Source organism: Streptomyces sp. NPDC003943, assembly GCF_053605265.1.
Map to the genome: position 1 here is coordinate 45,653 of NZ_JBSGIW010000010.1, position 12,038 is coordinate 57,690.

Below are 12,038 nucleotides of genomic sequence, written 5' to 3' on the forward strand. Positions count from 1 at the left end.
AGCCCGTGGATGGAAAAAGGCCAGGTCAGCGGCGTTAGGCGAGCTGGGTTATGAGTTTGTCCACATGGCTGTCCCCCGATCCGTGCACAGGTTCCGGGGAGTTCTCCACAGCATCTGGGCCTTCACCCACAGGCCCTGTGGATAACCAGATTGGCTGACGGTGCCCGCGGGCCTACCGTGGTCCGGCGCCAGACGCGCGAGAGTGGCACCGTTGTCCGCGGAGCGGACGGGAGGAGGTGGCTTGGTGAGCATGCCCGAGCCCATGGACGATCCCTGGGCCGAGAGCGGACCGAGCGACCGGCTGCCCGTACGCACCCGAGGTGGTGGCGAGGGCCGTGGTCGTGGCCGCGGCCGCGAGGACCAGCACGAGCGCGGCAGCGAGGGCGGCTGGGACAGCGGCGTGTCCGCGTTCGAGCGTGTTCCCCCGCAGGACCTGGACGCCGAGCAGTCCGTCCTCGGCGGCATGCTGCTCTCCAAGGACGCCATCGCCGACGTCGTCGAGATCATCAAGGGCCACGACTTCTACAAGCCGGCCCACGAGACCGTCTACGCGGCGATCCTCGACCTCTACGCGAAGGGCGAGCCCGCCGACCCCATCACGGTCGGCGCCGAGCTCACCAAGCGCGGCGAGATCACCCGGGTCGGCGGCGCCTCCTATCTGCACACGCTCGTCCAGTCGGTGCCGACCGCCGCCAACGCCTCGTACTACGCGGAGATCGTCCACGAGCGGGCCGTGCTGCGCCGTCTCGTGGAGGCCGGCACGAAGATCACGCAGATGGGATACGCGGCCGACGGCGACGTCGACGACATCGTCAACCGGGCACAGGCGGAGATCTACCAGGTCACCGAGCAGCGCACCACCGAGGACTACCTGCCGCTCGGCGACATCATGGAGGGCGCGCTCGACGAGATCGAGGCGATCGGCTCCCGCAGCGGCGAGATGACCGGTGTGCCCACCGGCTTCACCGACCTGGACGCGCTCACCAACGGCCTGCACCCGGGCCAGATGATCATCATCGCGGCCCGTCCCGCCATGGGTAAGTCCACGCTCGCGCTGGACTTCGCCCGGGCCGCCTCCATCAAGCACAACCTGCCCAGCGTCATCTTCTCCCTCGAAATGGGCCGCAACGAGATCGCGATGCGTCTGCTCTCGGCCGAGGCCAGGGTGGCGCTGCACCACATGCGCTCCGGCACCATGACCGACGAGGACTGGACCCGGCTCGCCCGCCGGATGCCGGACGTCTCGCAGGCCCCGCTCTACATCGACGACTCGCCGAACCTGTCGATGATGGAGATCCGCGCCAAGTGCCGCCGTCTCAAGCAGCGCAGCGGCATCAAGCTCGTCATCATCGACTACCTGCAGCTGATGCAGGCCGGCGGCTCCAAGCGCGCCGAGAGCCGCCAGCAGGAGGTCTCGGAGATGTCGCGAAACCTCAAGCTCCTCGCCAAGGAGCTGGAGCTCCCGGTGATCGCGCTCTCCCAGCTGAACCGAGGTCCCGAGCAGCGCACGGACAAGAAGCCGATGGTCTCCGACCTCCGTGAGTCCGGCTCGATCGAGCAGGACGCCGACATGGTCATCCTGCTGCACCGCGAGGACGCCTACGAGAAGGAGTCCCCGCGCGCGGGCGAGGCCGACATCATCGTCGGCAAGCACCGTAACGGTCCGACGGCGACGATCACCGTGGCCTTCCAGGGCCACTACTCGCGCTTCGTGGACATGGCACAAACCTGATCGAGTTCGGAGGGGCCGCGCGGCATGATCGTCGCATGACCTCATCCTTCGAAGCCCTGCTGCCCAGCACCGAACGCGCCCTGCTGCACCGCATCGCCGTCGCCCAGACCGAGGGCCGCTCGCCCTCGTTCGCCGGTGGCGTGGTGCGGGACGGGAAGACGGTCTGGTTCGGGTCGCGTACCTGTGTCGACGGGCACGCGCCCGACGACCGGACGCAGTTCCGGATCGGCTCGATCACCAAGGTGTTCACCGCGGTCCTGGTGATGCGGCTGCGGGACGAAGGGCTGATCGGCCTGGACGACCCGCTGGAGAAGCATCTGCCCGGCACTGGCGTGGGCGAGGTGACGATCGCTCAGCTCCTCGGCCACAGCTCGGGTCTCGCCGCCGAGACGCCCGCGCCGTGGTGGGAGCGGACGCCGGGGACGACCAGGCCGGAGCTGGCCGACGTGCTGGGGGAGCGGCCGTCGGTTCATCCGGCCGGGCGGCTCTTCCACTACTCCAACCCCGGCTACACGCTGCTCGGTTCGCTCGTCGAGGCCGTCCGCGGGGTGCCCTGGGAGGAGGCGCTGCGCACCGAGATCCTGGAGCCGCTGGGCCTCGGCCGGACGACGGTCCAGGCGGTCGCCCCGGCCGCCGGCGGCTGGGCGGTGCACCCGTGGGCCGATGTGATGATGCCGGAGCCGGCCGAGGACCTGGGGATCATGGCTCCCGCCGGGCAGCTGTGGTCGACCGTGGGCGACCTGTGCCGGTTCGCCGCGTTCCTGGCCGAGGGCGACGACCGGGTGCTCTCCCGGGCGTCCGTCGAGGAGATGCGGGTGCCGTCGGTGCCGCCGGCGGCCGGAGACCCGGACGGGGGCTACGGCCTCGGGCTCCAGCTGCTGCGCAGGGACGGCCGCACGCTCGTCGGCCACACGGGCTCGCTCCCGGGCTTCGTCGCCACGCTGTGGGTGAGCGTCGAGGACGGCCTGGCCGCGGTGTGCCTCGCCAACGCCACCTCCGGCCCCCTGCCGTCCGTCGTGGCCGCCGATCTCGTACGGATCGTGGCGGAGGCCGAGCCGCGCCTTCCGGAGCCCTGGCGGCCCCTTCCCGAGGCCGAGGTCGACACGGAGCTGCTCGCGCTCACCGGGCCCTGGTACTGGGGGACATACGCGTACGGGCTGCGGGTCGGCGCCGGGCGTGGAGTGACCCTGGAGCCGCTGAGGGGCGTCGGGCGTCGGGCGAGCTTCCGGCCGCTGCCCGAGGGCGGCTGGATCGGTCTCGACGGCTACTACCAGGGCGAGACGCTGCGCGTGGTGCGGCGCCCGGACGGCTCGGTGAGCCATCTCGACCTCGGCTCCTTCGTCTTCACCCGGGAGCCGTACGAGCAGGGGGACGCCGTGCCGGGCGGTGTGGACGAGGCCGGCTGGCGCGGTCTCTGACGGCCCCACGGGCCGGCAGGACGGCGAAGCGCGCTGTTTCACGTGAAACAGCGCGCCCGTGGAGTCCTGGTCAGAGGCTCAGCTTGAAGCCGAGATGAGAGGGCTCGAAGCCGAGCCGCTCGTAGAAGCGGTGGGCGTCGGTGCGGGTGACGTCCGAGGTCAGCTGGACAAGGCCGCAGCCCTGCGTCCGGGACTCCTCGACGGCCCACTCGATGAGCTGGGTGCCGAGGCCGCTGCCGCGCTCCTCCGCGTGGATGCGGACACCCTCGATGATCGAGCGGGTCATGCCCCGGCGGGAGAGCCCGGGGATGATCGTGAGCTGGAGCGTGCCGACGACCCTTCCCGCACGCACCGCCACGACGACATGCTGATGGGGATCCCCGTCGAGCCGGTCGAACGCGGCGGTGTACGGGGTGAGGTCGTCGGGCGACTCGCGCAGGGCGCCCAGCGGGTCGTCGGCGAGCATCGCCACGACGGCGGGGAGGTCGCCGCGCTCCGCGGGCCGGATCGTCAGATCACTCATGCGGGGACGCCCAGGTCCTCGACGACGCGGACCAACGGCGCCAGCTCGGGGTTCCTGGCGGCCTCGTCGAGGGCCTCGCGCAGCGCCTTGTCGTTGGTGGGGCGGGCCTCGGCGAGCAGCTGCAGACCGGCCTCCGTGACGTCGGTGTAGATGCCGCGCCGGTCGGTGGCGCAGAGATACCGGGTGAGCAGACCGCGGTCCTCCAGGCGGGTGACGAGCCGCGTGGTCGCGCTCTGGCTGAGCACCACCGCGTCGGCGACCTGCTTCATCTGGAGGTGGCCGCCGGGGCCGTCGTGCTGGCGGCTGAGCACGTCGAGCAGCGAGTATTCGCGGACACTCAGACCGTGCTGGGACTCCAGGGCGCGCTCGACGTGCGACTCGATCCTGCCGTGCAGCAGGGAGAGGGCGCACCAGCCCTGGGCGAGGGCCGTCAGGGCGGGGTCCGTCGCGGTCATGGGTCTCTCCTCGCTTCCTCGGTTCTCCTCGGTGCGGAGCGGTGCCTACCAGCGTAGTCGAAGAGGCGCAAAAGTCCGCGTGTGCAATTAATTGCCCCGGCGGTCCGGCCCAGGCGTCACGGTCACCCCGCCGCGACGGTCAGCGGGGCGAAGCGGCGGCTTCCGTCGCCGGGCAGGCCGGGGGCCGATCGGACCATGAGGGCCGTGGTGAAGGTCCGGCCCACGCCGTTCGCCTGGAGCCAGGTCAGCAGGGTGGTGTGCCCCGAGTCGACGTCCGTGCGCAGCGGGCGGTCGGTGGCGTCGGCCAGGGAGGTCACCAGGTGCTGGGCGGTCGCCGGATCGCGCGCGATCAGCGGGCCGACGACATGGGTGTCCATGTTGGGCCAGATGGCGGCGAAGCCGGTGAGCTCGCCGTCCCGCTCCGCCACCCGCAGTTGGTCGGCGAAGGCCGGCAGCCGGGTGATGAGGTGGGTGCGGTCGGCGCCGAAGATCTCGCGGTCGAGGCGCAGGATCGCCTGGAGGTCCTCCGCGGTCGCGGGCCGGACCGTGGTGCCGGCCGGGGCCTCGGAAGCCGGCTCGGCGAAGCTGAAGCGGCCCTTGAGCAGCTCCGACTTGCCGATCTCGGCGAAGCCCAGCTGCTCGTAGAGCGGCTGCCCGTTGGGCGTGGCGTACAACGTGAGCGGGGTGCCGTCGTACTCGGCGAGCACGTGCTGCATCAGCCGGCGCCCCACGCCCCGGCGGGCGTACCGTTCGGCGACCAAGACCATGCCGATCGCGGCCAGCTCAGGCCCGTACGAGGTGACGACGCAGGCCGTCACCAGCCCCTTGCCGTCGGGGTCGTCGATGCCGTAGCCGGTGCCCGCGGCGAGTAGCAGGCCCCACTTGTACTCCTCCCGGTCCCATCCCCGGTCCTCGGAGAGATCGGCACAGGCGAGGAGATCGTCCGAGGTGAGGCGCCGGATGGGGAGCTGGTCGAGCGAGGTCTGCGAGATCGGCATGACGGCCAGGCTGTCCGACGTCTTGACGAGACGTCCACCGGTTTTACGGGAAGCGACCGGGGCCGTGCCGGAGCGGGGCTGACCTCGGGTTGTTTCACGTGAAACACCGCCCGCCCGTGGCAGAGCCGCCACGCCGTCGCGCGGCTCGTACTAGCCTCGGCACACGTGGCTGACCTGACCGATGCCCGCGACGGGCGCAGACTGCATCTCTTCGATCTCGACGGCACGCTGATCCGCGGCTCGGCGGCCGCGGTGGAGATCTCCCGGCAGCTCGGGCTGAGCGAGGAGATCGAGCAGCTGGAGCAGGACTTCCTGCTGCGCGGGATGACGCCCGACGAATTCGCCGTGCAGGCCCATGCGCTGTGGGCCGAGCTCACCCCGGAGCAGGTGACGGCGGCTTTCGAGGGAGCGCCCTGGCTGACCGGCATCCGGGAGGTGTGGGCTGAGATCCGGGCCGGCGGCGGCCACTGCGCGGTCATCTCCCTCTCGCCCGACTTCTTCGTCGAACGGCTCCTGGACTGGGGCCTGGACGCGGCCCACGGCTCCCGCTGGCCCTCCGTCCCCTTCACCGAGCCGATCCACCGTCCCGGCATCCTCAACGCCTCGGCGAAGGTGCGGATCGCCCGGGAACTCTGCGAGCGCTTCGAGCTCGATCTGGTCGACTGCGTGGCGTACGGCGACTCGATGTCGGACGCCGACCTCTTCGCGATCGTCCCGGAGAGCGTGGCCGTAAACGCGGACCACCATCTGGTCGGCCTGGCGACGCACCGCTATGGCGGAGCCGATCTGCGCGAGGCCTACGCACTGGTCCGAAACAGCGCAGCCTAGCCCTCCGCGGGCGCCGATTGACCGGAATTCCCACTTTCTGTCCGGAGCGACCTCAGGACTGCCATCCTGCGAGCACGGAGGCCGATTGCGGGGAGGCAAGGACATGAAGGAAGCTCCGGCCGCGGCCACGAACGCGCCGCTGCCCCCGATAACGGCGCCACCGGCCGGGGCGGAGGCGGCACCGGACGGACCACCGGCACTCGCCGGACCACTGGCACTCGACGGGCGGCCACCGGAATCCGACGGGCCACCCGCTCCCGACCGGTCGTCGGGACCGCCGGCCGCCGCTCCGGCGGCGGGTCCCTCGCCCGACGCGGTCCTGGTCCGGCGCACCCTGAGCGAGATCGCCCCAATGGCCGACCGGGTGACCTCGTACTTCTACGCCCTGCTGTTCATCGGCAGCCCCGGACTGCGCGAGATGTTCCCGGCGGCCATGGACACCCAGCGCGACCGGCTGCTCAAGGCGCTGCTGACGGCGGCCGAGCACCTCGACAACACCCGGGTCCTGACCGAGTACCTGCAGAACCTGGGCCGCGGACACCGCAAGTACGGCACTCGGCCGGAGCACTACCCGGCCGTCGGCGAGGCGCTGATCGGCGCCCTCGCCCGGTACGCCGACAGCGTCTGGGACGCCGAGACCGAGGCGGCCTGGGTCCGTACGTACACGACCATCTCGCAGATCATGATCGACGCCGCCGCCGAGAACGAGACGGAGGCACCGGCCTGGTGGCAGGCAGAGGTGGTCAGCCACGATCTGCGCACCCCGGACATCGCCGTGGTCACGCTCCGGCCCGACCAGCCGTACCCGTTCCTCGCCGGGCAGTACACGACCCTGGAGACACCGTGGTGGCCGCGGATATGGCGCCACTACTCCTTCGCCTCTGCGCCCCGGCCGGACGGGCTGCTCTCGCTCCATGTGAAGGCCGTGCCGGCGGGCTGGGTGTCCAACGCCCTCGTCCATCGCGCCCGGCCCGGGGACGTGCTGCGACTCGGCCCGCCCGCCGGTTCGATGACGGTCGACCACTCGACCGACAACGGGCTGCTGTGTCTGGGCGGCGGGACCGGTATCGCGCCGATCAAGGCGCTGGTCGAGGACGTCGCCGAGCACGGCGACCGGCGTCCCGTCGAGGTGTTCTACGGCGCCCGCAACGGCCACGACCTCTACGACATCGACACGATGCTGCGGCTCCAGCAGACCTTCCCCTGGCTCTCCGTCCGCCCGGTCACCGAGGACCAGGGACGACTGCCGGACGCCGTGTGCCGGTACGGGCCCTGGGCCGAGTACGACGCCTATCTGTCGGGGCCGCTCGGCATGATCCGCAGCGGGGTCGACGCCCTGAAGGGCGCCGGCATCCCCACCGACCGGATCCGCCACGACTACCTGGCGGAGCTGGTCACCTCGGCCTGAACCGGAGACAGTCTGAAGAAACGTGCCGTCAGCCCAGGTCGGGCGCGTGCATCGCGCGGACGCCCTCGATGTTGCCGTCCAGGTAGTGGCGCAGCGAGAGCGGGACGAGGTGGACGGCGGCGATCCCGACCCGGGTGAACGGCACCCGGACGATCTCGTACTCGCCCGTCGGCTCGTCGACCTCGGGGCCGTGCCGTTGCGCGGTGTCCATGGACTCGAGGCGGCAGACGAAGAAATGCTGCACCTTCACCCCGGAGACGCCGCCGTCGACGATGTGCTCGACGGTGTCGACGAAGCAGGGGACCACATCGGTGATCTTGGCGCCGAGTTCCTCGTGGACCTCGCGGTGCAGGGCCTCGACGACCGTCGAGTCGGAGGGCTCGACCCCGCCGCCGGGCGTCACCCAGTAGGGATCCACTCCCGGCTTGGTGCGCTTGATGAGGATCAGGTCGTTCCCGTCGAGCAGGATGGCGCGTGCGGTGCGCTTGACCACTGGTCGTTCGGTCATGGAAGGAAAATGGCCCGTCCTCGCTGTCCTGAAACGCATGCTGTCCCGAAACACGCGGCGCTCCCGTCGCTCACCACTCCCCCGCGGCCCGCAGCAGCCGCTCATGGGCCCGCGCGAGGTGCGGCAGGGCGAGGGTGCCGGTGCGGACGACGAGGAAGTACGTGCGCAGCGGCGGCACGGGCGGATCGAGCAGCGCCACCAGACGGCCCCGGGCCAGCTCCGGCTCGCACAGATAGCGCGGCAGCACGGCGAGACCGGCACCGGAGGCGGCGGACTCCAGGACGGCCCGCAGGTCCGGGACGATCACGGTCGCGGTCGCGGCCGGCTTGGTCTCGAAGACGGCCGTCCAGTAACGGGAGACGAAGGGCAGCGACTCGTGCACCTCGACCACCGGCAGCTGCTCCAGGACGAGCGCGCCCTCGCCGAGCAGCACGTCGGGGGAGAGCCGGGCGGCCCAGCGCGGGGCGGCGACCAGGACGTGCTCCTCGTCGCAGAGCGGGGTGGCCGAGAGGAGACCGCCGCGGGGCCGGGCGGTGGCGACGGCCAGGTCGTGGTGGCCGGCGGCGAGCCCGTCCAGGGTCTCCTGCGCGTTGCCGATCATCGAGACCCGGACGGCGAGGCCCTGGGCGACCAGCGGGGTGAGCGCGGGCAGCACCCGCGCCGAGGTGAACTCCGGCGGCCCGGCGACATGCAGGGTGCGCACCCCGTTCTGCTCGTCCAGGCCGGTCTCGGCGATCTCGACCAGCGCGTCCAGGTGAGGGGCGGCGCGGTGCGCGAGCTCGTCGCCGATGGTGGTGGGCGTGACCCCACGGGCCCGGCGGAGGAAGAGCGGGCGCCCGAGCTGCCGTTCCAGGGTGCGGATCTGGCTGGTGACGGCCGGCTGGGAGAGGCCGAGGAGCGCGGCGGCGCGGGTGAAGGAGCCGGCCCGGTGCACGGTGACGAAGGTGCGCAGCAGGGTCAGATCCATGTCCGCACCCTCCCGGCCCTGCGTCCGTTCGACTGAACCGTCCAACTATAAATAAGTCGATAGGTCGCTGTCGCTACCGTGATTGGACACTGACGCAGAGTCAACTAGCCTTGTTCGCGCGGTTGTCCGTAGCGGGACCCGCAAGGGGACCAGGGGCGCTCCGAGCCACGAGGGGGGAGGTTCGGAGCGCCCCTGCCGCGCTGTCGGGATCCGCTATCCGGCGTCCTTGGCCGTCTCGTCGAGGGCGCGCAGGACGTCCCCGATGAGGTCCTCGGGGTCCTCCGCGCCCACCGAGAAGCGGACGAAGCCCTCCGGCACCGCGTCCCCGCCCCAGCGGCCGCGCCGCTCGGCCGTGGACCGCACCCCGCCGAAGCTGGTCGCCTCCTCCACCAGGCGCAGCGCGCCCAGGAAGCGTTCGGCCCGTTCCCGGTCGGGCAGCTCGAAGGAGACGACGGATCCGAAGCGCCGCATCTGACGGGCGGCCACCTCGTGCGAGGGGTCCCCGGGCAGGCCGGGGTAGCGCAGCCCGGTGACGTCCGGGTGCGCGGCGAGCGCCTCGGCGAGGGCGAGTGCGGTGGCGCACTGCCGGTCGACGCGCAGTTGGAGCGTGGCCAGCGAGCGGTGCGCGAGCCAGGCCTCCATCGGGCCCGGGATGGCACCGACGATCTTGCGCCAGCGCCGGACCTCGGCGGCCCGCCGCGGATCGCGGCAGCTGACGTGGCCGAGCAGGACGTCGCCGTGCCCGGTCATGCCCTTGGTGTCGCTGGCCACCGAGAAGTCGGCGCCGAGCCGGAGCGGGCGCTGGCCGAGCGGGGTGGCCAGGGTGTTGTCGACGGCGACGAGCGCGCCGGCCTCGTGGGCGGCGGCCACCATCCGGCGCAGGTCGCACACGTCGAGCCCCGGGTTGGACGGGGTCTCGATCCACAGCAGCTTCGCCCCGGCCAGGACGGACAGCTGGGCGTCGCCGCCGGTCGGCGCGGAGCGCACCTCGACGCCGTACGCGCGCAGCTGCTCGTGCACCAGCGGCAGGGCCTGGTAGCCGTCGGACGGGAAGACGACGGCGTCGCCGGCCTTGAGCTGCGAGAACAGCACGGCGGAGACGGCGGCCATGCCGGACGCGAAGACCAGCGTCTCGACGCCGCTCTCGCCCGGCGCCTCCAGCTCGCCGATGGCGCGCTCCAGACGGGTCCAGGTGGGGTTCTCGTCGCGGCCGTAGGTGTACGGGCCGGTGGGCTCGCCGGGGAGGTGGAAGTGGGCCGCGAAGACCGGGCCCGGCAGGGTGGGCTCGTACTTCACGGGCTCGGGCAGGCCGGCCCGTACCGCCCGGGTGCCGTCGCCGATGCCGCCGTCGGTCATGCCGTCCGCACTGCTCATGCCGTGCGCTCCTTCACTTGCTCGCACACGGCGGCGAGGAGACCCTCGCTCGCCGCCTCCACCATCTCAAGGCATTCCTCGAAGCCGTCCAGGCCGCCGTAGTAAGGGTCGGGCACGTCGAGACCGGCCTCCGCTCCGGCCGCTGGGTCGTAGGAGCGCAGCAGCCGTATCTTCGCGGCGTCCTCGCGGGTCGGCGCGAGCCGCCGCAGCTCGCGCGCGTGGCCCTCGTCGAGGGCGATCACCAGGTCGAGCGCGGGGAACCAGGAGGCCCGGAACTGCCGGGCGGTGTGCGCGGAGCCGTAGCCGTTCCCGTCCAGGACGGCGACGGTGCGCGGGTCGGCGCCGTCGCCCTCGTGCCAGCCTCCGGTGCCCGCGCTGTCCACCTCCACCAGGCCGGCCAGACCGGCCTCGGCCACCCGGGCCCGGAAAACGTGCTCGGCCATCGGCGAGCGGCAGATGTTGCCCGTGCAGACGAAACAGACGCGGTACGTCACGGCAGCCTCAGTCGGAGTCGGGGAGGACGACGTTCAGCGCCCACGAGACGACCGAGATGATCAGGCCGCCCAGTACGGCGGTCCAGAAGCCCTCGACGTGGAAGCTGAGGTCGAGCTGGTCGGCCAGCCAGGACGTCAGGAGCAGCATCAGGGCGTTGACGACCAGGGTGATCAGACCGAGCGTCAGGACGAAGAGCGGGAATGTCAGCAGCTTCACGACCGGCTTCACCAGGAAGTTCACCAGGCCGAAAACCAGGGCGACCAGGATCAGCGTCCATGCCTTCTTCGCGGTGCTCTCACCCGTCAGTGTGATGTCCTGGAGCAGCCATACGGCAACCCCGAGGGCACCCGCGTTCGCGAGGGTCTTGAGGACGAAATTCTTCATGTGTCAGATCGTGGCAGCACCATCCGGCCACAGCCAAGGAGTAAGGACGGGCGAAAGATGAAGGCATTCCGGCTGGACGAGCTGGACGCCGAGCGGGCGGCCAACCAGGGCGCCTATCTGCAGTTCCTGCGTGAGCGGAACATGTCGGTCGGTCTGTACGCGCTCGACGCGGGCCAGACCGATCCGCAGGGGCCGCACGGGCAGGACGAGGTGTACTTCGTGGTGAGCGGCCGGGCCTCGATCACGGTCGGGGACGAGACGACCTCGGTGGCACGGGGCAGCGTGGTCTACGTGCCGGCGGGGGTGACGCACAGGTTCCACCACATCAGCGAGGACCTGCGGGTCCTGGTGGTGTTCTCGCCACCGGAGGCATGACACATCCCGCCGCCCGCCCCGATCGGCTGCCCGGAGTGCTCGGACTGCCGGGAGCGCTGTACTGCCCGGAGTGCCGGACCCCTAGGGGTCGGATCAGGGAAGACCGGGGGCCGTGAGGCCCCCGCTCGCCCGGGGTGCGCCCCTAGCATCGAAGTGTGTCCGGCGCAGAGCGCGCCGACCGGCCCGACGGGCCCGGACTCTTCGGAGATGAGGTAAGCGCAATGGCGGTGAAGGAGATTCTCGCGGGGATGCCGTGGTGGGTGAAGTGGATCGCCATACCCCTCATCGCTCTGGCCGTCTTCGGCGGTCTGATCACCACGGTGCTGAGCATCGTGTTCGGGCTGCTCTTCAAGGTGCTGGTCTTCGTGGCGCTGGTCGGCGGTCTGATCTACGTCGTCAAGAAGTTCACGGCGTCGAACACCTCGCGGGGGGACTGGTAGCACGCCCCGCCGGGCGTTAGCCCGGCCGGGGGAACGCGCAGGTCGAAACCCATGTGGCCCTGGGGCCTGCCATTAGAGTGGCAAACCTCTGCCGCCCCGGGAACCACAGGCGAAACCTCCGCGGTCCCAGGCC

The 12,038-nt window shown here is 71.4% G+C and carries 14 protein-coding genes; 6 read left to right on the plus strand and 8 right to left on the minus strand.

Annotation, left to right across the window (positions count from 1 at the left end; all coding sequences use genetic code 11):
- Positions 1-244 precede the first annotated feature (244 nt).
- Both dnaB and ACWEV0_RS06580 read left to right on the plus strand, forming a co-directional pair.
- Positions 245-1,732, plus strand: a complete 1,488-nt coding sequence (dnaB, locus tag ACWEV0_RS06575) for a replicative DNA helicase (RefSeq protein ID WP_403794402.1) — start codon at positions 245-247, stop codon at positions 1,730-1,732.
- A 35-nt stretch (positions 1,733-1,767) separates the two neighbouring features.
- Positions 1,768-3,150 (plus strand): serine hydrolase domain-containing protein, encoded by a 1,383-nt coding sequence (locus tag ACWEV0_RS06580; protein WP_453147042.1) that lies wholly within the window; start codon positions 1,768-1,770, stop codon positions 3,148-3,150.
- A gap of 70 nt (positions 3,151-3,220) precedes the next feature.
- On the opposite strand, the gene ACWEV0_RS06585 is transcribed toward ACWEV0_RS06580, so the two are convergent.
- From ACWEV0_RS06585 to ACWEV0_RS06595, 3 genes are all read right to left on the minus strand, one after another.
- Positions 3,221-3,673, minus strand: a complete 453-nt coding sequence (locus ACWEV0_RS06585) for an N-acetyltransferase family protein (protein ID WP_453147044.1) — start codon at positions 3,671-3,673, stop codon at positions 3,221-3,223.
- On the minus strand, positions 3,670-4,128 hold the full coding sequence (locus ACWEV0_RS06590) for a MarR family winged helix-turn-helix transcriptional regulator (protein WP_453147046.1): 459 nt from the start codon (positions 4,126-4,128) through the stop codon (positions 3,670-3,672). Before ACWEV0_RS06590 ends, ACWEV0_RS06585 begins: the two co-directional genes overlap by 4 nt.
- Before the next feature lie 122 nt (positions 4,129-4,250).
- Positions 4,251-5,126, minus strand: coding sequence for a GNAT family N-acetyltransferase (locus ACWEV0_RS06595; protein WP_453147048.1), 876 nt, complete (start codon positions 5,124-5,126; stop codon positions 4,251-4,253).
- A gap of 165 nt (positions 5,127-5,291) precedes the next feature.
- On the opposite strand from ACWEV0_RS06595, the gene ACWEV0_RS06600 reads away from it, so the two are divergent.
- Both ACWEV0_RS06600 and ACWEV0_RS06605 read left to right on the plus strand, forming a co-directional pair.
- Positions 5,292-5,954 (plus strand): HAD family hydrolase, encoded by a 663-nt coding sequence (locus ACWEV0_RS06600; RefSeq protein ID WP_453147050.1) that lies wholly within the window; start codon positions 5,292-5,294, stop codon positions 5,952-5,954.
- Positions 5,899-7,362 carry a globin domain-containing protein gene (locus ACWEV0_RS06605; RefSeq protein WP_453147052.1) on the plus strand — a complete coding sequence of 488 codons (1,464 nt, stop codon included), beginning with the start codon at positions 5,899-5,901 and terminating at the stop codon, positions 7,360-7,362. Before ACWEV0_RS06600 ends, ACWEV0_RS06605 begins: the two co-directional genes overlap by 56 nt.
- A 28-nt stretch (positions 7,363-7,390) precedes the next feature.
- Here ACWEV0_RS06605 and ACWEV0_RS06610 read toward each other — a convergent pair whose 3' ends face one another.
- From ACWEV0_RS06610 to ACWEV0_RS06630, 5 genes are all read right to left on the minus strand, one after another.
- Positions 7,391-7,870 (minus strand): NUDIX domain-containing protein, encoded by a 480-nt coding sequence (locus tag ACWEV0_RS06610; protein WP_453147054.1) that lies wholly within the window; start codon positions 7,868-7,870, stop codon positions 7,391-7,393.
- Positions 7,871-7,940: 70 nt separating this feature from the next.
- Positions 7,941-8,837: a LysR family transcriptional regulator gene (locus ACWEV0_RS06615; RefSeq protein WP_453147055.1), complete on the minus strand. Its 897-nt coding sequence runs from the start codon at positions 8,835-8,837 to the stop codon at positions 7,941-7,943.
- A 213-nt stretch (positions 8,838-9,050) separates the two neighbouring features.
- On the minus strand, positions 9,051-10,211 hold the full coding sequence (locus ACWEV0_RS06620; RefSeq protein ID WP_453147057.1) for a cystathionine gamma-lyase: 1,161 nt from the start codon (positions 10,209-10,211) through the stop codon (positions 9,051-9,053).
- Positions 10,208-10,705: a low molecular weight protein-tyrosine-phosphatase gene (locus ACWEV0_RS06625; protein ID WP_453147059.1), complete on the minus strand. Its 498-nt coding sequence runs from the start codon at positions 10,703-10,705 to the stop codon at positions 10,208-10,210. The genes ACWEV0_RS06620 and ACWEV0_RS06625 overlap by 4 nt, the downstream gene beginning before the upstream one ends.
- Before the next feature lie 7 nt (positions 10,706-10,712).
- On the minus strand, positions 10,713-11,090 hold the full coding sequence (locus ACWEV0_RS06630) for a phage holin family protein (RefSeq protein WP_453147060.1): 378 nt from the start codon (positions 11,088-11,090) through the stop codon (positions 10,713-10,715).
- A gap of 57 nt (positions 11,091-11,147) precedes the next feature.
- Between ACWEV0_RS06630 and ACWEV0_RS06635 the strand changes: the two genes are divergently transcribed.
- Positions 11,148-11,465: a cupin domain-containing protein gene (locus ACWEV0_RS06635; protein ID WP_453147062.1), complete on the plus strand. Its 318-nt coding sequence runs from the start codon at positions 11,148-11,150 to the stop codon at positions 11,463-11,465.
- Positions 11,466-11,686: 221 nt separating this feature from the next.
- Positions 11,687-11,905, plus strand: a complete 219-nt coding sequence (locus ACWEV0_RS06640; protein ID WP_453147064.1) for a DUF5326 family protein — start codon at positions 11,687-11,689, stop codon at positions 11,903-11,905.
- Positions 11,906-12,038 lie beyond the last annotated feature (133 nt).